Raw genomic sequence first — 16,561 nt, forward strand, 5'->3', positions numbered from 1 at the left:
GGTTTTGAGTATTACTTGCCGACAATCGATTTAAAACGTAAATCTCTTTAAAACCACTTCTCTTTCATTCTTTTGCCTGCTTATACTCGGTTCACTTTCTCCTGTCCGACGATCTGAATATGCACGCCAGCTGGACATATCGCCTGCGCTTTATCAAAAAACATCTGCTGATGTTTTTGCTGGCGTTTGGCTGGCTGTTGATCCAGACTCAGGTGGCCGTCGCGTCCCATCAATGTTCAATGGATTTGCGCGGCGAGGTGGCCACCATCCAGCATATGGAGATGATGGCGCAACCGGGGCCGCATTATGCTGCCGGTGCTTCACCGCTGTGTGAAAAACATTGTGTGCCGGATCAGGTACAAAAAGATCCTGCCCAGCCGCATCTGGTGGCGCTGCCTGCCGCCATGACCCTGACCTTAACTCCGCCAGAGTGCTCGTCTTCAAGCCATTCTGCGTGGTCCGTTACCCCTCCTGCTGTGGGGCCGCCGGCAACGATCCGCTATTGCCGGTTTCGGGAGTAAAAACCTGTTAATTCGTTGATTTTATTTACTTAACGTTTAACAGGAGTTTTATCATGCGTACCGTATTCCTTTCCGCGCTGGTTGGCGCGTCCGTCTCTTTCGCTTCTTATACCGTTCAGGCAAACCAGACCTGGCAGGGCCGCGGCGTGGTTCAGTCGATCTCTGACAGCGCCGTCATGCTCCGGCACGAGGCCATACCGGAACTAAAATGGCCAGCAATGACCATGCCGTTTACTTTATCTGCCGGCGCTACGCTGAATGGCGCCAAACCGGGGGATGAGGTGACCTTCACGCTTCAGCGTGCGGGTGACGGTTTCCAGATTATCTCGCTGACGCCAGCGCGCTAAGCGAGGTCACCATGAAACAACACACACTGAGCCTGTGGCTCGGTGGGGTATTGTTCGGCCTGTTAACCTCCGCCGCGCAGGCGGAGCCGTGGACGCTCGAACACACCCTGACCGAAGCCCAGCGCTACTCGGCAGAACTCTCTGCCAGCCGTAACGAAGCGCAGGCGCTGGATGCGATGGCGGATTCCGCCACGCAATTACCTGACCCAAAACTGAAATTCGGTATCGAAAACGTGCCGGTACAGGGCAGCAACGATCGGCGGCTGACGCGCGAAGGGATGACCATGCAGAAGGTTGGCATCATGCAAAGCTACGTCAGCTCAGAGAAGCGGGAACGTAAAGCGCAGACCTTGCAGGCGCAGGCGCGAAGCGTGCTGGCAAAATCCGAAGCCGTCCGCGCCGCGCTTCAGCGTGATACCGCCCAGGCCTGGCTGGATCTGGCGCTGGCCCAGCAGGCACTGAACACGGCCAGAACGCTGGTCCGTGAAACGGAACGTCAGCGGGGCGTGCAGAAGGCGAGCGTCGGGGCGGGAAGCGCAATGCCGGACAGCGTACTGGCCCTGCAAATGATCCTCAGCTCCATGCGCGACAAAGAGACGCTGGCGCAGCGGGATGTGCAGCTGGCGCAAAGCCGTCTGCTGGAGCTTACGGGGCACGCGATTACGGCGGTTCGCGGTCCGCTGCCGCGCTATCAGCGTCTTCCTGCCGATGAAAAAACGTTGCAGGAGGGGATCGTCAGGCACCCGGAAGTGGAGGCCGCACGACGTGAAGCCGAGACCGCGAAAGCGCGTTCAGCGCAATCTGCTGTGGCGGCGATACCCGATGTGGATGTGGAGGTCTATTACGCCCACCGCGCTGAAGGCTATGACGATATGGCTGGCGTGATGTTCAGCGTGGATCTGCCTCTGTTCCAGTCAAAACGTCAGGACAAGGATTACGCCGCCGATGTTTCCCGCTCTATGCAGGCGGTGGATCAACTGACGCTGCTCAAGCGCGAACACATTGCCCAGGTGCAAACGCTGGTGGCGCAGTATCAGGCTGCGCAAACGGTGTGGCAGCGACAGCGGGACGAGGTACTACCGTTGCAGCGTCAACGGCTGGCGGTACTGACGGCGCAATATCGCTCTGGACAGTCGGCGCTTCCGGCCCTGCTGGAGGCGCGTCGTGGCGTACTGGATACGGAACTGGCGGTGAACCAGGCGGAGCGCGAAATGGCGCGAACCTGGGCTGCCGTGAACTGGCTGATCCCGCAGGAGCTGGCGCAATGAAAAAAACAACGTTAATGGCGATTGCCATCGCGATAGCTGCCGCTGGCGGCTATTTTGTCGGAAAGAAGCAGACGCATCAGCCGGCTGCGGCTGCACAACCCTCTGAACGTAAGGTGCTTTACTGGTACGACCCTATGGTGCCCGGTCAGCGCTTCGATAAGCCGGGTAAATCCCCCTTTATGGATATGGATCTGGTCCCGCGCTACGCCGATGAAGCACAGGCGGCGTCAGGCGTGGCCATCAGCACTCAACAGCAGCAAAACCTGGGGATGAAAACCGCCAACGTTGAGATGCGCCAGCTGGTTTCGCCGTTCTCGGCCTTTGCCACGGTTGCAACGGATGAACGTAACGTCTCGGTGGTGTCAGCCCCGGCCAATGGCGTGGTGTCAAAATTGTTTGTTAATGCGCCGCAGCAGCAGGTGAAAGCCGGAGAGGCGCTGGCGCAACTGTGGATCCCGCAGTGGACCACCGCCCAGCAGGAGTATCTCGCGGTTCGTCAGCTTGGCGATGCCGCATTGACCCGCGCCGCACGCGAGCGGCTGGCGTTGCAGTTTATGCCGGAAGAGGTCATTCGTTTGCTGGAGCGTAGCGGTAAGCCGCAGACCACGCTCACCCTGCGCGCTGACCGGGCCGGCTATGTGGTGAAGCTGGACGTGCGGGAAGGGGCGCAAATCACCGCAACGGCGCCGCTGTTTGAGATCGCCAGGCTCGATCCGGTCTGGCTGGTGGTCGATTACCCGCAAACGCAGGCGCAGTCTCTGGCAGTGGGCAGCAACGTGGTCGCAACGTCAGAAAGCTGGCCGGGGGAGCAATTCCACGGCACGGTCAGCGAATTGCTGCCGCAGATGGAGACGACCACGCGAACCCTGAAAGCCCGTATCGTGCTGGAAAATTCCGCACATAAGCTGAAGCCGGGTATGTACCTCTCCGTCAGGCGTGCGGAAGAGATGAAAGGCCCGCCGGTGCTGGCGGTGCCGGAAGAGGCGGTGATTAACAGCGGAGAGTCTGCGCGTCTGCTGCTGGCTACCGGGGACGGTTATTTCCGGCCTGTGACGGTGACAACCGGCCTGACGGCGCAGGGCTGGACGGCGATCCTGTCCGGGGTCAAAGAGGGCGATAAGGTGGTGACGTCCGGGCAATTCTTCATTGATTCCGAAGCCAGCCTGCGTAGCGTGATGCCGGAGGTGACGCCATGATTGCCGCTGTGATTCGCGCCTCGTTGCATAACCGCCTGCTGGTGATCCTGGCCGCACTGATGATGGCAGGCTGGGGCTGGTGGGCGGTGCAGCGCGCGCCGCTGGACGCGTTGCCCGATCTGTCTGATGTGCAGGTCATTATCAAAGCGAGTTACCCCGGAAAAGCGCAGCAGGTGATTGAAGATCAGGTGACCTGGCCGCTGACAACCTCCATGTTGTCTGTGCCGGGCGCCAAAACCGTGCGCGGTTTTTCAATGTTTGGTGACGCTTATGTGTATGTGCTGTTTGAGGATGGCACCGATCTCTACTGGGCGCGATCCCGGGTGCTGGAATATTTAAGCCAGGTACAGGCGCAGTTTCCGCCGGGCGTAAAGGTGTCGCTGGGGCCAGATGCGACGGGCGTCGGCTGGATCTACGAATATGCACTGATCGACCGTAGTGGAAAACACAGCCTGGCAGATCTGCGGGCCCTACAGGACTGGACGCTTAAGTTCGAGCTTAAGACGGTACCGAATGTATCTGAGGTGGCAAGTATTGGCGGAATGGTGCGTCAGTATCAGATCGTGGCGGACCCGGCGAAAATGCGCGCGCTGAATATTACCCACAGCCAGCTATCCGGCGCGGTGCAGGCCGCCAATAAGGAGAGCGGCGGCGCCCTGCTGGAGATGGGCGAAGCGGAGTATATGGTGCGGACAACGGGCTATTTGCGCTCGCTGGAGGATTTTCGCAATGTGGTGATCGCTACCCGCGATGGCGTACCTGTCCTGCTGAAAGATGTCGCCACCATTGGCATTGGCCCGGAGATCCGCCGGGGTGTGGCGGAGCTTAACGGTGAAGGGGAGGTCGCTGGCGGCGTGATCGTGATGCGCTACGGGCAGAATGCGCTGGAAACGCTTCATGCGGTAAAAGCGAAACTGAGCGAGCTGCAAGAAACGCTGCCGCAGGGCGTCGAGATTGTTCCGGTCTACGATCGTTCCACGCTGATTGAGGACTCGGTCAAAACGCTGACGCACAAGCTGCTCGAAGAGTTTGCCGTGGTGGTACTGGTGTGTGCGCTGTTCCTGTTCCACCTGCGCTCCGCGCTGGTGGCGATGGTCTCTCTGCCGCTGGGGATCCTCGGGGCTTTTGTGGTGATGCACTATCAGGGCATTAACGCGAATATGATGTCGCTCGGCGGGATCGCCATTGCCATCGGGGCGATGGTGGATGCCGCAATTGTGATGATTGAAAACATGCACAAGGTGCTGGAGCTGTGGCGGCATGATAATCCGGGCAAGGAGCCCGCGCCGGGGGAATACTGGCGTCTGGCGGAAAAGGCGGCGGTTGAAGTGGGACCGGCGCTGTTTTGCAGCCTGTTAATCATCACGCTGTCATTTATACCGGTTTTTTCGCTGGAAGCGCAGGAGGGCAGAATGTTCTCGCCGCTGGCGTTCACCAAAACCTGGTCGATGGCCGTGGCCGCCGGGCTTGGGATCACCCTGGTGCCGGTGCTAATGGGCTTTTTCATTCGCGGGAAAATCCCGGATGAGAAGGCAAACCCGATCAACCGCCTCCTGATCCGCCTGTATGAGCCGCTGCTGGACAAGGTACTGACCTTCCCGAAAATGACGCTGGCACTGGCATGTCTGCTGCTGATCGCCACGCTCTGGCCGCTGAGCCGCCTGGGAAGCGAATTTATGCCGCCGCTGGATGAAGGAGATTTACTCTATATGCCCTCCACGCTGCCGGGGATCTCTGCTCGCGAGGCATCACGGCTGCTTCAGCAGACGGACCGCTTGATCAAAAGCGTCCCGGAGGTGGCGAGCGTGTTTGGCAAAGCCGGTCGGGCAGAGTCGGCAACCGATCCCGCGCCATTAACCATGCTGGAAACAACCATCCACTTTAAGCCCCGCGAGCAGTGGCGGCCAGGAATGACGCCGCAAAAGCTGGTGGAGGAGCTCGATAAAACCGTGTCGCTGCCGGGCATTGCCAATGTGTGGGTGCCGCCTGTCCGTAACCGTCTGGACATGCTGGCAACCGGGATCAAAAGCCCGGTCGGCATTAAGGTGAACGGCAATAATATTGCCGACATTGAGCGTGTGGCCCGGCAGATTGAGCAGGTGGTGAAGGACGTTCCTGGCGTCTCCTCTGCGCTGGCGGAGCGTCTGGAAGGCGGACGCTACGTGGATATTCGTATCGATCGGCAAAAAGCCGCGCGCTACGGCGTTTCCGTCGATGAACTGCAAAGCCTGGTCTCCACGCTGGTCGGGGGCGATAACATTGGCGAGGTGATCCAGGGACGCGAGCGGTATCCCATCAACCTGCGTTATCCCCGCGATTTGCGTGATAACGTCGACGCGTTGCGGGTGTTGCCGGTAGTGACCGCCAGCGGTAGCCAGGTGGCGCTGGGGGAATTGGCCGATATCGTCGTGACGGAAGGCCCACCGATGCTAAAAAGTGAAAACGCGCGCCTTTCCAGCTGGATCTATGTTGACTTGCGCGGGCGCGATCTGAAGTCCGCCGTGGATGAAATGCAAAAACGGGTGGAGGAGAAGGTGGTATTGCCGCAGGGCGTGTCTCTCTCCTGGTCCGGGCAGTTTGAATATCTGGAACGGGCGACCGCGAGGCTCAAAATAGTTTTACCTGTCACGCTGATGATTATATTCGTCCTTTTATGGTTAACCTTCAGGCGGATATCAAATGTCCTGATAATAATGGGGACATTGCCGTTCGCGCTTATTGGGGGCGTGTGGTTATTGTGGCTGCTTGAATATAATTTGTCAGTGGCGGGGGCCGTTGGCTTTATCGCCCTTTCCGGGGTGGCGGCAGAATTCGGCGTAATTATGGTTCTTTATTTGAATCATGCGATCGATAAATATCACAGGCTGGAGCCAGAAGGGGGAAATACGGTGCTGATGCGGGCGATCCACGAAGGTGCCGTGCTGCGCGTGCGTCCGAAGGTGATGACGGTCGCCACTATTATGGCAGGACTGCTGCCCATCATGTGGGGGAGTGGGAGTGGCTCGGAGGTGATGCAACGTATTGCCGCGCCGATGATTGGTGGCATGGTAACGGCACCGTTATTGTCGATGTTAGTTATTCCCGCACTCTACAAATTGTTACATCAACGTTAAATATGTCAACTGCATGTGCTTATTCAGGCATGCAGTTTATGTATCCTCAGATTATTCCCAGGAACGGGATGGTAATTAGGAATAACACCCATGCTGTTAAGCGTTCATTCAAGTATTCTGTGTTAAGGTCTGCACCGAATACTAAATATGGTAATGGCATTGTGATTGTACGAATTAAATTCCCCCTGATTTTGTTGTTTATTATTGGGCAGTTATCGTTTGCGTCTGCTGTTAATGCAGACAGCAATACAGCGGATAAAGGCTGGTTCACCACCTTCACGGATAACGTCGCGCAAACATGGAATGAGCCTGAGCATTACGATCTCTATATTCCGGCCATTACGTGGCATGCACGTTTCGCCTACGATAAAGAAAAAACAGACCGTTATAACGAACGTCCGTGGGGGGCCGGCTTCGGTCAGTCTCGCTGGGATGAAAAAGGTAACTGGCATGGCCTGTACCTGATGGCGTTTAAGGACTCCTACAATAAATGGGAGCCTATTGGCGGTTACGGCTGGGAAAAAAACTGGCGTCCGTTATCAGACGACAACTTCCGTCTCGGGCTGGGCTATACGGCAGGGTTTACGGCGCGTGATAACTGGAAATACATTCCTGTTCCGGTACTGCTGCCGCTTGCCTCCATTGGTTACGGTCCGGCGACGTTTCAGATGACCTACATACCGGGTACCTATAACAACGGTAACGTTTACTTTGCCTGGATGCGGTTTCAGTTTTAACTGAGTTTTTCTGCTAAATCGGCCAAAAAATGCACAGACATGGAAATGTAAAGAATAAAAATCGGACAGCGAAAATTAACGCGACTTTTGTCACTTTTTATCAAAGATCCGCTGGACAAAACGCCTCACAATTGTTGTACTGATACCCGACACAGCATTTGTGTCGTTTTTTAATGTAAAGGTAATTTTGATGTCTAAGATTAAAGGTAACGTTAAGTGGTTTAATGAGTCCAAAGGATTCGGTTTCATTACTCCTGAAGATGGCAGCAAAGACGTGTTCGTACACTTCTCTGCAATCCAGTCTAATGGTTTCAAAACTCTGGCTGAAGGTCAGCGCGTAGAGTTCGAAATCACTAACGGTGCCAAAGGCCCTTCTGCTGCTAACGTAATCGCTCTGTAATTCAGACGCGTCAGCAAGAATTTCAAAACCCGCTCAATGAGCGGGTTTTTTTCGTTCTGAATCAACCGATAAGATAGATCTTCAGGAAGCTGGCGACGATCGCGACGCTTAGCAATACCATACCCACGCCTAAGAGATTTTCTTTCATGCTATCACCCTCGTTCAATATTGAGCCAAGAGTGACAGAGAAAAATTAAGCCAACATTAAGGTTGCCGTGCTTAATGTCCGCTGGCGGAGGAAAATAACCAGAATGCGATCGCAGTCATCGCAAACGAGCCAAGCATGTTAACGGCAATGTTCGTCAGCGCCCAGCCCATCCGGCCTTCCTGAAACAGAAACACCACCTCCGCAGAGAAGGTAGAAAACGTTGTTAAGCCGCCGCAGAAGCCGGTTGTAATCAGAACCTTCCACATAGGGTCGATGTTGGTCATGCGATTAAACCAGGCCAGCCCCATCCCAATAATAAACGCCCCGATCAGATTTGCCGCCAGTGTCCCCATCGGAATGGCCTGATGCAGAGGGTTAAACCGCATGCTTAAGAGCCACCGCGCAACGCTACCCGTGCCTCCACCAATAAAAACGGCTATAAGTAGTTGTAACACTGTCAATACCTGCTATTTGCTGTGTAAGTGCGTCGAGTGTAACGCTGTTTTTGACCGGGAGACAATTATGTATGTTGCAGTAGGGCAGTTCGCGGTGACGCCGGACTGGAATGAAAACGCGGATAAATGCGTCTCCCTGATGCATGCGGCGAAGCAAAAGGGGGCGTCGTTGCTGGTACTTCCCGAGGCGTTACTGGCCCGTGATGATGGCGATCCGGATCTGTCGGTAAAGTCTGCGCAAACGCTGGAAGGGGGGTTTCTGAAACGACTGCTGGCCGAAAGCGTTGGCAACACGCTCACCACCATATTGACGGTCCATATTCCGTCCTCGCCGGGGCGCGCGGTGAACACGCTGGTGGCGATACGTGAGGGTGCCATTGTCGCGAGCTACGCCAAACTTCATCTGTATGATGCGTTCAGCGTTCAGGAGTCGCGCCTGGTCGATCCGGGGAGTGTAATTCCGCCGCTGATTGAGGTGGAGGGTTTTAAGGTTGGCCTGATGACCTGCTACGATATCCGTTTTCCCGAGCTGGCGCTGAACCTGGCATTGCAGGGGGCGGAGGTGCTGGTTCTGCCCGCCGCGTGGGTCAAAGGACCGCTTAAGGAGCATCACTGGGCGACGCTGCTGGCAGCACGCGCGCTGGATACCACCTGTTACGTGGTAGCCGCGGGTGAATGTGGTAACAAAAATATTGGGCAGAGCAGGGTTGTCGATCCGCTGGGGGTGACGGTTGTTGCGGCAGCGGAGACGCCTGCGTTATTGCTGACGGAGATAATTTCAGCCCGAATAGCGCTTGCGCGGCAGCAATTACCTGTTCTGCGCAACCGCAGGTTTGCGCCACCGCAATTAATGTGATGTTTTTTTCAACAATGCTTGATTCACCTTGTTACAGATTGCTATTGTGTGCACGCGCCAAATGACCGTTAATACGTTCAGGTTTTTTGGCGGAATGCAGCCTGTTTCATGTAAAGAAGGTATTTATGGGTGAGATTAGTATTACCAAACTGCTGGTGGTTGCCGCACTGGTCGTCCTGCTGTTCGGTACCAAGAAGTTACGCACGCTGGGTGGAGACCTGGGTGCTGCCATTAAGGGCTTTAAGAAAGCAATGAACGATGACGACGCGGCAGCGAAGAAAAGTGCCGAAGATGACATCACTGCACAGAAGCTTTCACACAAAGAGTAATGGCAATGCTGCAAGGCTTGCATAAAAAAACCGGCTCACGAGGCCGGTTTTTTGTTTTACTGTAAATAAATTTTACAGCTTTATTTCACTTCTTCGCCCTTCGCCTGCATATCGGCGTGATAAGAGGAGCGAACAAACGGACCGCACGCGGCATGGGTAAAGCCCATCGCCATCGCTTCGGCTTTCATTTCATCGAACTCATCCGGGCTTACGTAACGCTGTACAGGCAGGTGGTGACGGCTTGGCTGGAGGTACTGGCCCAGCGTCAGCATGGTGACGCCGTGGCGGCGCAGATCGCGCATCACTTCAATGATCTCAGCGTTGGTTTCACCCAGGCCGACCATCAGACCAGACTTGGTTGGAATATGCGGATGGGCTTCTTTAAAGCGTTCCAGCAGCTTCAGCGACCAGTTGTAGTCTGCACCGGGACGTACCTGACGGTAGATACGCGGTACGTTCTCCAGGTTGTGGTTGAACACGTCTGGTGGCGTCGCGGTCAGGATATCGAGCGCGCGATCCATACGGCCACGGAAATCCGGCACCAGCGTCTCAATCTTAATGTTCGGGCTTTTTTCGCGGATGGCGGTAATACAGTCAGCAAAATGCTGAGCACCGCCATCGCGCAGATCGTCACGGTCAACGGAGGTAATAACAACATAACGCAGCGCCATATCGGCAATCGTCTGCGCCAGTTTTTGCGGTTCGTTAGCGTCTGGCGCAACGGGACGGCCATGGGCAACGTCACAGAACGGACAACGGCGGGTGCAGATGGCACCCAGAATCATAAATGTCGCGGTACCGTGATTGAAACATTCAGCAAGGTTAGGGCACGAGGCCTCTTCACAGACAGAGTGAAGACCATTTTTGCGCATCGCCGCTTTGATCCCCTGGATACGCGAAGAGTCGGCCGGAAGTTTGATTTTCATCCATTCCGGTTTTCTTAACAGCGCCTCGCGCTCTGTAGCCACGTTTTTAACCGGGATAAGGGCCATTTTATCGGCATCGCGGTATTTAACACCGCGTTCCATCACAATGGGTTTACTCATAGCGTGCGTGTTCCAGTTGCGAATATCGAAGGAAAGCGTTTCAATTCAAGGGAATGTTGTAATTATCAACTATTTTTGAACGAACGACAGGCAGTATATCATTTAAAGGGGCGATAAAGCAGCCTGCCAGGTCGCCAATTTGTAAAATAGTTGTTGTTTTGTGCCTTTTGCCCCGCTTGCGGCAGGGGCTTGCGCTGAAAGGCGGGATCAGAAAGCCTGGCGGATCACGTTAATGACGTTTTCCAGCACCGGATCGCGCAGGCTTAGCTTGTTGTAATGCAGTGAGATTTCAACAGATTCCGTCGTAAGTTGACTCAATGGAATCCTCTCCAGCGGCCAGCATTTTTGAAGCAAAGCGAAGAGACGCACAGGCATAATACAGAGCAAATCGCTGCTGCCAATCAGGGCCGCGAGGGTAAACATATTGTAACTGCTGAAGCTGATCAGACGGTCCGGGAACAGTTCGTCAATACGCTGGCGCAGCGGATCCGGGCCCTGCCCCTCGGACATAAAGGTTGCATGTTCGTAATGACGCAAATTTTCAGGCGTCAAAGGTGCGCTCAATACAGGATGATTCTGACGACAAACGAGCGCCAGAGAGTCGGTATAGAGAACGTTATGCCCTAATGCTCTGGCCGCGAAGCTGTTGCTGTCGATGATCAGGTCCGTCTGGAATTGCGCCAGCTGAGTTTCCGGATCGTTAACGGGCACATTGCGGATCAGCAGCTGTGGCGCATGCTGTTTAACAGCCTGGTAAATAGCGGGCATGACCAGAACGCCCACAGAGGGAGAGGTGCCTATGGTGATGGTTCGTTGCTTATCGTAACTGCCGGTGAGATCCAGCGCGCCCAGAATCGATTCCAGACCCTGGCTGATGTACTCATGCAGATGGGTGGCGTACGCGGTGGGGGTTACGCCCTGGCCTTTACGAATAAATAAGGGATCGGGAAATATCGCGCGCAATTTTTGAATTGACTGGCTAATAGCAGAGGGTGTGAGATTAAGAATTTTCGCAGCATTAACGATACCTTTGTGGACATATACCGCCTCAAAAATAGTCAATAAATTGAGATCAATATTACGTAAAGTCCGGAAAATTTGCGGCTTATCTTCGCCGCTGGTTTCATTCAGGCGTTTGGCTGGTAAATTAGTAGGCTCCACGCTCTTACTCCGTATCCATTCACAATATGAATGATAGTTGAATTTATTTATTATGCTTGCAGAGATTCGTAAAGTGTTTCGTAAGTTTCCCTTGTTTATCGAAAACAAGCAGTTGGGTGATTATCACGCACGTTACACGATACCCGGTGATGGTACTATTAAGGTTCTAATTAATATGGGACGCTAATATATGGGCGACTCGAAAATATAGAATATGCGGTTTATTGTAAAGCGTAAATGCGGCAATTAAGCAGTGGCTGGTCAAATAACCGAACCACTGCCGGAAGTGTGTTAAGCAGCAATATATTCGTAGTCAGGATTGTTAAGCAGCGCTAAAAACTTCTTCAAAAGCACGGGGCGGATATTCTCAGGCGTGGCGGTAGCGACCCACTGGCGCATTTGCGTCATTTCCATACCCGCATACCCGCATGGGTTGATGCGCTGGAAAGGGGTCAGATCCATATTGATATTCAGCGCCAGCCCGTGGAACGAGCAGCCTTTACGGATACGCAGCCCCAGCGAACAGATTTTCTTCTCTCCCACGTAGACGCCCGGGGCATCGGCGCGAGGATGAGCGTCGATACCGTACTCAGCGAGCGTGTTCACCACGGTCTGTTCCAGTAAGGTCACGAGCTCACGTACGCCCAGCTTTCTGCGTTTCAGGTTAAGCAGGACATACATTACCTGCTGGCCCGGGCCGTGGTAGGTTACCTGTCCACCGCGATCGCTCTGGATCACCGGGATATCACCCGTCATCAATAAATGTTCGGCTTTTCCTGCCTGGCCCTGAGTAAACACCGGCATGTGTTCAACCAGCCAGATTTCATCAGGGGTGGTGTCATCGCGCATATCGGTAAAGTCATGCATAGCCTGAGAGACTGGCTCGTAAGGCTGTATCCCAAGATGGCGAACAAGAATTTTATCCTGGTACAAAAGGACGTCTCCGAAGACAAGGGAGAATAGGTAACGCGGAGTATATCACAGCGGGGAAGTGGGTTACCCGGCAAACCGGGTAACCGCAGAGGGACTACAGCACCATACGAACAATTTCGATATTGCCGAGCTCTTCGTACAGCGTCTCAACCTGTTCAATGTGTGTCGCAGTGATGGTGATTGAGACCGAGTGGTAATTACCTTTGCTGCTCGGTTTGACTGATGGAGAGTAGTCGCCCGGCGCATGGCGCTGTACCACTTCAACCACCTGATCAACCAGCTCAGGTTTCGCCAGACCCATTACTTTGTAAGTAAAAGGGGTAGGGAATTCAAGCAGTTCGTTAAGTTTGGTTTTCATGTCAGCTCCGGCGTGTGTGTAAAAAATAATAACTCCCGCCACGGGGCGGGAGTTTTACTGATACGTAGTATATGGGGATCAAAATCACACTTTCAAGTGTTCAATTTTTAACCAAACCAGTGATGGAACATCAGCTTAATGTAATCAATGATTTTGCCGAAGAAATTGCCTTCAGGAATCTCCTCCAGCACCACCAGCGGGCGTTGATCGATGGTTTTGCCATCCAGCTGGAAGTTGATAGTACCCACGACCTGATTCTTTTGCAGCGGGGCGTGCAGCTCGGTGGTATTCAGCACGTAGCTGGCTTTCAGATCTTTCATACGACCGCGTGGGATAGTCAGATAGAGATCTTTGTCCACGCCCAGGGAAGCGCGGTCGTTATCGCCAAACCAGACAGGTTCAGAGGCAAATTCTTTACCGGCTTTCAGCGGGTTCACGGTTTCGAAGAAGCGGAAGCCCCAGGTCAGCAGTTTTTTGCTTTCCGTTTCGCGTCCTTTAAACGTACGCCCCCCCATCACGGCAGAGATCAGACGCATCTGGCCTTCAGTGGCGGAGGCCACCAGGTTATAGCCAGCTTTGTCGGTGTGGCCGGTTTTGATACCGTCGACGTTCAGGCTGTTGTCCCACAGCAGGCCGTTACGGTTGGTCTGACGAATGCCGTTGAAGGTGAACTCTTTCTCTTTGTAGATAGAGTACTCGTTTGGCACGTCGCGGATCAGCGCCTGACCGATCAGCGCCATGTCACGCGCGGAGCTGTACTGACCCTCGGCGTCCAGGCCGTGAACGGTCTGGAAGTGGCTGTTTTTCAGACCCAGCGCGGAGACGTAGCTGTTCATCAGGCCCACAAACGCGTCCTGGCTGCCCGCGGCAAAATCAGCCATGGCCACGCAGGCGTCGTTACCGGACTGCAAGTTGATGCCACGGATAAGCTGAGAGACCGGAACCTGCATGCCAGGTTTCAGGAACATCAGCGATGAACCTTTGAACACGGGGTTGCCGGTTGCCCACGCATCGTTACCGATAGTCACCAGGTCGGTTTCTTTGAATTTGCCTGCTTTCATAGCCTGGCCGATAACATAGCTGGTCATCATTTTGGTCAGGCTGGCCGGATCGCGGCGGGCATCGGCGTTCTGTTCTGCCAGAACTTTGCCGGAGTTGTAATCAATCAGGATGTAGGATTCCGCGTCGATCTGCGGAACGCCAGGGATCATGGTCTTGATGTTCAGGTCATCCGCGTGAGCTGCGGAGAACGCAGCAGCGCAAAGGGCCGTGGTCAGCGCCATGCGCTGCACAAAACGAGCAGAAAAAGTGGTCTTCATGGTCAGAACTACGACATCCGTGATGGAATTAAAAAAGTGCCTTACTATAGCAAATGCTATACGGGCAGGCATCCGACTTTCATCATGAGAGTGTTAACGTGGTTTACACAAACTGACATTTCGGATACCACCGAATAATTATTTTGCAACAGCGATAAACGACTGGAGCTGCGCCTCGCTCTGCAAACGCTGTTGCAGGGATGCTGCCTGCGATTTGCTGGCAAACGGACCCATCTGGATACGCCATACCGCACCGTTTTGCTCAACGCGGCCTGGCACGCCAAACTGTTTGCTTAAACGCTGCTGATATTGCTCTGCACGGGTCCGATCGCTGACAGCGCCAACCTGAACCACGTAGCTGCCGCTCGCCGTCGCAGGCGCCGCAGTCTGCGTAGCAGCAGGCGCGGTCACCGGGGCGGGTTGTGCAGCGGGTGCAGCAACGACGGGCGCAGGCGCTGGGGCAGGTTCATTTGATTCAATCACGCCCGGCGCTAACGTGGTGGGTGCGCCAAGGAAACCACTGCTTTTCACCGGGGCGCCTGTCGCGTCTTCACTTTGCAGCGTATCGTTGCTGATAGCACGCACTTCACCCTGCGGCTGTGTGGGATCTGCCGGCGTTGAAGCGCCCCCCATACCACCGCTCAGATCCGGGCGAGCGGGCAGGGCATAGGTCTGTTTCGCGACCGTGGTACAGGCCGTGCCCGGGCCAGACAGTGAACCATCCTGCGCCACGATAATCGGGTCGATACGCACTTTAGTATTGTTTGAGGTGTTCAGACGGTCGGCCGCCGCGCGGGACAGGGAGATCACGCGATCGGTGCCGTAAGGCCCGCGATCGTTGATACGCACCACGATCATTCGGCCATTCGCCAGGTTAGTGATGCGTGCATAGCTCGGGACAGGCAACGTCGGGTGTGCCGCCGTGATCTGCATCGGATCGAAGGTTTCACCCGACGCGGTCAGGTTGCTGCCGGGCTCAGCGTCATAGATGGCAGCAAAGCCAGCCTGGCTGAAACGGGAAGGATCCTGAACGATTTTATAACTTTTACCGTCGCGCTGATAATCCTGATTCACGCTGGCGTTCAGCGGTTCATAAACGGGATCGGCACCGCTAATCTCAACAATCGGGCCATTACAGACCGCAGGCTGCGGCGGCGCGACGGTTGCCTGTTGCTGACCATCATCACTTGTACAGGCGGCAAGTAAACTTGCTGCGATGCAGATCCCCAGCCACTGCTTACGCATTGCGATCCCCTTATTTTTATACGCTTTTGGACAACATTTTCCTGTGGGTATGGATCGACATGACGATACCAAACCCGGCCATCAACACGATCAGTGCCGAGCCCCCGTAACTCACTAGCGGCAGCGGTACGCCGACAACCGGCAGAATCCCACTCACCATACCAATATTTACGAAGACATAAACGAACAAAATCAACATTAATCCGCCTGCCATCACGCGACCAAAGGTGGTTTGGGCGCGTGCGGCAATCCACAAACCTCGCATGATCAGCAGCACGTAGAGTGCAAGCAGAACCAGGATGCCAACCAGCCCTAACTCCTCAGCCAGAACGGCAAAGATAAAGTCGGTGTGGCGTTCCGGTAAAAATTCGAGCTGCGACTGCGTACCGTGCAGCCAGCCTTTGCCGCGCAGGCCGCCGGAGCCAATCGCAATCTTCGACTGAATAATATGATAGCCTGCGCCCAGCGGATCGGTCTCGGGATCGAGCAGCATCATAACGCGCTGACGCTGGTAATCATGCATCAGGAAGAACCAGAGGATAGGAATAAACGCGGCAACCAGCACCACGGCGATACCAATCAGACGCCAGCTCAGGCCGGACAGGAACAGGACGAACAGGCCGGAGAGGGCGATAAGAATCGAGGTACCGAGGTCCGGCTGTGCGGCCACGAGCAGCGTCGGCAGGAAAATCAGCACCAGCGCAATGGCGGTATTTTTCAAAGACGGCGGGCAGACGTCGCGGTTAATAAAGCGCGCCACCATCAGCGGGACGGCGATTTTGGCGATTTCCGACGGCTGGAAGCGGACAATCCCCAGATCCAGCCAGCGCTGTGCCCCCTTCGAGATGGCGCCGAAAGCATCTACTGCCACCAACAAAATGATACAGAAAATATAGAGATAGGGCGCCCAGCCCTCGTACACGCGCGGCGGTATTTGCGCCATCACCACCATAATAACCAGACCCATGGCGATCTGGCCGATTTTACGCTCCATCATGCCGATATCCTGGCCGCTGGCGCTCCAGATAACGAGGGCGCTATAGACCAGCAGAGCCAGCAGAATCAGCAGCATGGCTGGGTCGATGTGGATCTTGTCCCACAGCGATTTTTTATTCGGATTATCCGTCAT

17 protein-coding genes are annotated in these 16,561 nt (G+C 54.9%); 9 read left to right on the forward strand and 8 right to left on the reverse strand.

Features of this window, described 5'->3' with window-relative positions:
• Nucleotides 1–119: 119 nt before the first annotated feature.
• The 7 genes from ACOTZD_RS09840 to cspE all read left to right on the forward strand — a co-directional run bounded on the left by ACOTZD_RS09840 (nt 120) and on the right by cspE (nt 7,582).
• Nucleotides 120–521 carry a hypothetical protein gene (locus ACOTZD_RS09840; RefSeq protein WP_110108256.1) on the forward strand — a complete coding sequence of 134 codons (402 nt, stop codon included), beginning with the start codon at nt 120–122 and terminating at the stop codon, nt 519–521.
• Nucleotides 522–574: 53 nt separating this feature from the next.
• A complete protein-coding gene (locus ACOTZD_RS09845; RefSeq protein ID WP_003858733.1) occupies nt 575–868 on the forward strand; it encodes a copper-binding protein in 294 nt (97 codons plus the stop codon).
• A gap of 11 nt (nt 869–879) precedes the next feature.
• Nucleotides 880–2,136 carry a TolC family protein gene (locus tag ACOTZD_RS09850; protein WP_174401996.1) on the forward strand — a complete coding sequence of 419 codons (1,257 nt, stop codon included), beginning with the start codon at nt 880–882 and terminating at the stop codon, nt 2,134–2,136.
• The gene (locus tag ACOTZD_RS09855; protein WP_174401997.1) at nt 2,133–3,332 is read left to right on the forward strand and encodes an efflux RND transporter periplasmic adaptor subunit; all 1,200 of its coding nucleotides are present in this window, start codon (nt 2,133–2,135) and stop codon (nt 3,330–3,332) included. Before ACOTZD_RS09850 ends, ACOTZD_RS09855 begins: the two co-directional genes overlap by 4 nt.
• On the forward strand, nt 3,329–6,445 hold the full coding sequence (locus tag ACOTZD_RS09860) for an efflux RND transporter permease subunit (RefSeq protein WP_421636271.1): 3,117 nt from the start codon (nt 3,329–3,331) through the stop codon (nt 6,443–6,445). The genes ACOTZD_RS09855 and ACOTZD_RS09860 overlap by 4 nt, the downstream gene beginning before the upstream one ends.
• A gap of 161 nt (nt 6,446–6,606) precedes the next feature.
• Nucleotides 6,607–7,182, forward strand: a complete 576-nt coding sequence (pagP, locus tag ACOTZD_RS09865) for a lipid IV(A) palmitoyltransferase PagP (protein WP_062938653.1) — start codon at nt 6,607–6,609, stop codon at nt 7,180–7,182.
• 190 nt (nt 7,183–7,372) lie between these two features.
• Nucleotides 7,373–7,582: a transcription antiterminator/RNA stability regulator CspE gene (cspE, locus tag ACOTZD_RS09870; protein WP_002439184.1), complete on the forward strand. Its 210-nt coding sequence runs from the start codon at nt 7,373–7,375 to the stop codon at nt 7,580–7,582.
• Between the two features lie 219 nt (nt 7,583–7,801).
• On the opposite strand, the gene crcB is transcribed toward cspE, so the two are convergent.
• On the reverse strand, nt 7,802–8,185 hold the full coding sequence (gene crcB / locus ACOTZD_RS09875) for a fluoride efflux transporter CrcB (RefSeq protein WP_017382474.1): 384 nt from the start codon (nt 8,183–8,185) through the stop codon (nt 7,802–7,804).
• Between the two features lie 67 nt (nt 8,186–8,252).
• Here crcB and ACOTZD_RS09880 point away from each other — a divergent pair, with 67 nt between their 5' ends.
• Together ACOTZD_RS09880 and tatE are read left to right on the forward strand one after the other, a co-directional pair.
• Complete coding sequence (locus ACOTZD_RS09880; protein ID WP_022650599.1) at nt 8,253–9,041, forward strand: deaminated glutathione amidase; 789 nt, start codon at nt 8,253–8,255, stop codon at nt 9,039–9,041.
• Nucleotides 9,042–9,166: 125 nt separating this feature from the next.
• Nucleotides 9,167–9,370 (forward strand): twin-arginine translocase subunit TatE, encoded by a 204-nt coding sequence (tatE, locus tag ACOTZD_RS09885; protein ID WP_003858723.1) that lies wholly within the window; start codon nt 9,167–9,169, stop codon nt 9,368–9,370.
• An 80-nt stretch (nt 9,371–9,450) separates the two neighbouring features.
• Here the strand turns inward: tatE and lipA are convergent, their stop codons facing one another.
• From lipA to mrdB, 7 genes are all read right to left on the reverse strand, one after another.
• Complete coding sequence (gene lipA / locus ACOTZD_RS09890; protein WP_006809637.1) at nt 9,451–10,416, reverse strand: lipoyl synthase; 966 nt, start codon at nt 10,414–10,416, stop codon at nt 9,451–9,453.
• 207 nt (nt 10,417–10,623) lie between these two features.
• On the reverse strand, nt 10,624–11,577 hold the full coding sequence (locus tag ACOTZD_RS09895; protein ID WP_022650600.1) for a YbeF family transcriptional regulator: 954 nt from the start codon (nt 11,575–11,577) through the stop codon (nt 10,624–10,626).
• Between the two features lie 291 nt (nt 11,578–11,868).
• Entirely contained in the window at nt 11,869–12,510 is a 642-nt protein-coding gene (lipB, locus tag ACOTZD_RS09900; protein WP_022650601.1) for a lipoyl(octanoyl) transferase LipB, read from the reverse strand.
• 94 nt (nt 12,511–12,604) lie between these two features.
• On the reverse strand, nt 12,605–12,868 hold the full coding sequence (ybeD, locus tag ACOTZD_RS09905) for a DUF493 family protein YbeD (protein ID WP_003858718.1): 264 nt from the start codon (nt 12,866–12,868) through the stop codon (nt 12,605–12,607).
• A gap of 107 nt (nt 12,869–12,975) precedes the next feature.
• A complete protein-coding gene (dacA, locus tag ACOTZD_RS09910; RefSeq protein ID WP_003858714.1) occupies nt 12,976–14,187 on the reverse strand; it encodes a D-alanyl-D-alanine carboxypeptidase DacA in 1,212 nt (403 codons plus the stop codon).
• A gap of 138 nt (nt 14,188–14,325) precedes the next feature.
• Nucleotides 14,326–15,432, reverse strand: a complete 1,107-nt coding sequence (gene rlpA, locus ACOTZD_RS09915) for an endolytic peptidoglycan transglycosylase RlpA (RefSeq protein ID WP_174401999.1) — start codon at nt 15,430–15,432, stop codon at nt 14,326–14,328.
• A gap of 16 nt (nt 15,433–15,448) precedes the next feature.
• Nucleotides 15,449–16,561 carry a peptidoglycan glycosyltransferase MrdB gene (gene mrdB, locus ACOTZD_RS09920; protein ID WP_015571139.1) on the reverse strand — a complete coding sequence of 371 codons (1,113 nt, stop codon included), beginning with the start codon at nt 16,559–16,561 and terminating at the stop codon, nt 15,449–15,451.

It is taken from the genome of Enterobacter cloacae complex sp. SHL022 (genome assembly GCF_049237785.1).
Taxonomy (GTDB): Bacteria; Pseudomonadota; Gammaproteobacteria; order Enterobacterales; family Enterobacteriaceae; genus Enterobacter; species Enterobacter hormaechei_C.

Bases quoted from the DNA above. Each gene is read 5' to 3' on its own strand.
- dacA (WP_003858714.1), bottom strand. From the start codon at position 14,187: ATGAAGACCACTTTTTCTGCTCGTTTTGTGCAGCGCATGGCGCTGACC.
- ACOTZD_RS09855 (WP_174401997.1), top strand. From the start codon at position 2,133: ATGAAAAAAACAACGTTAATGGCGATTGCCATCGCGATAGCTGCCGCT.
- ACOTZD_RS09880 (WP_022650599.1), top strand. From the start codon at position 8,253: ATGTATGTTGCAGTAGGGCAGTTCGCGGTGACGCCGGACTGGAATGAA.
- ACOTZD_RS09840 (WP_110108256.1), top strand. From the start codon at position 120: ATGCACGCCAGCTGGACATATCGCCTGCGCTTTATCAAAAAACATCTG.
- cspE (WP_002439184.1), top strand. From the start codon at position 7,373: ATGTCTAAGATTAAAGGTAACGTTAAGTGGTTTAATGAGTCCAAAGGA.
- ACOTZD_RS09845 (WP_003858733.1), top strand. From the start codon at position 575: ATGCGTACCGTATTCCTTTCCGCGCTGGTTGGCGCGTCCGTCTCTTTC.
- ACOTZD_RS09860 (WP_421636271.1), top strand. From the start codon at position 3,329: ATGATTGCCGCTGTGATTCGCGCCTCGTTGCATAACCGCCTGCTGGTG.
- ybeD (WP_003858718.1), bottom strand. From the start codon at position 12,868: ATGAAAACCAAACTTAACGAACTGCTTGAATTCCCTACCCCTTTTACT.
- mrdB (WP_015571139.1), bottom strand. From the start codon at position 16,561: ATGACGGATAATCCGAATAAAAAATCGCTGTGGGACAAGATCCACATC.
- ACOTZD_RS09850 (WP_174401996.1), top strand. From the start codon at position 880: ATGAAACAACACACACTGAGCCTGTGGCTCGGTGGGGTATTGTTCGGC.
- rlpA (WP_174401999.1), bottom strand. From the start codon at position 15,432: ATGCGTAAGCAGTGGCTGGGGATCTGCATCGCAGCAAGTTTACTTGCC.
- tatE (WP_003858723.1), top strand. From the start codon at position 9,167: ATGGGTGAGATTAGTATTACCAAACTGCTGGTGGTTGCCGCACTGGTC.
- lipA (WP_006809637.1), bottom strand. From the start codon at position 10,416: ATGAGTAAACCCATTGTGATGGAACGCGGTGTTAAATACCGCGATGCC.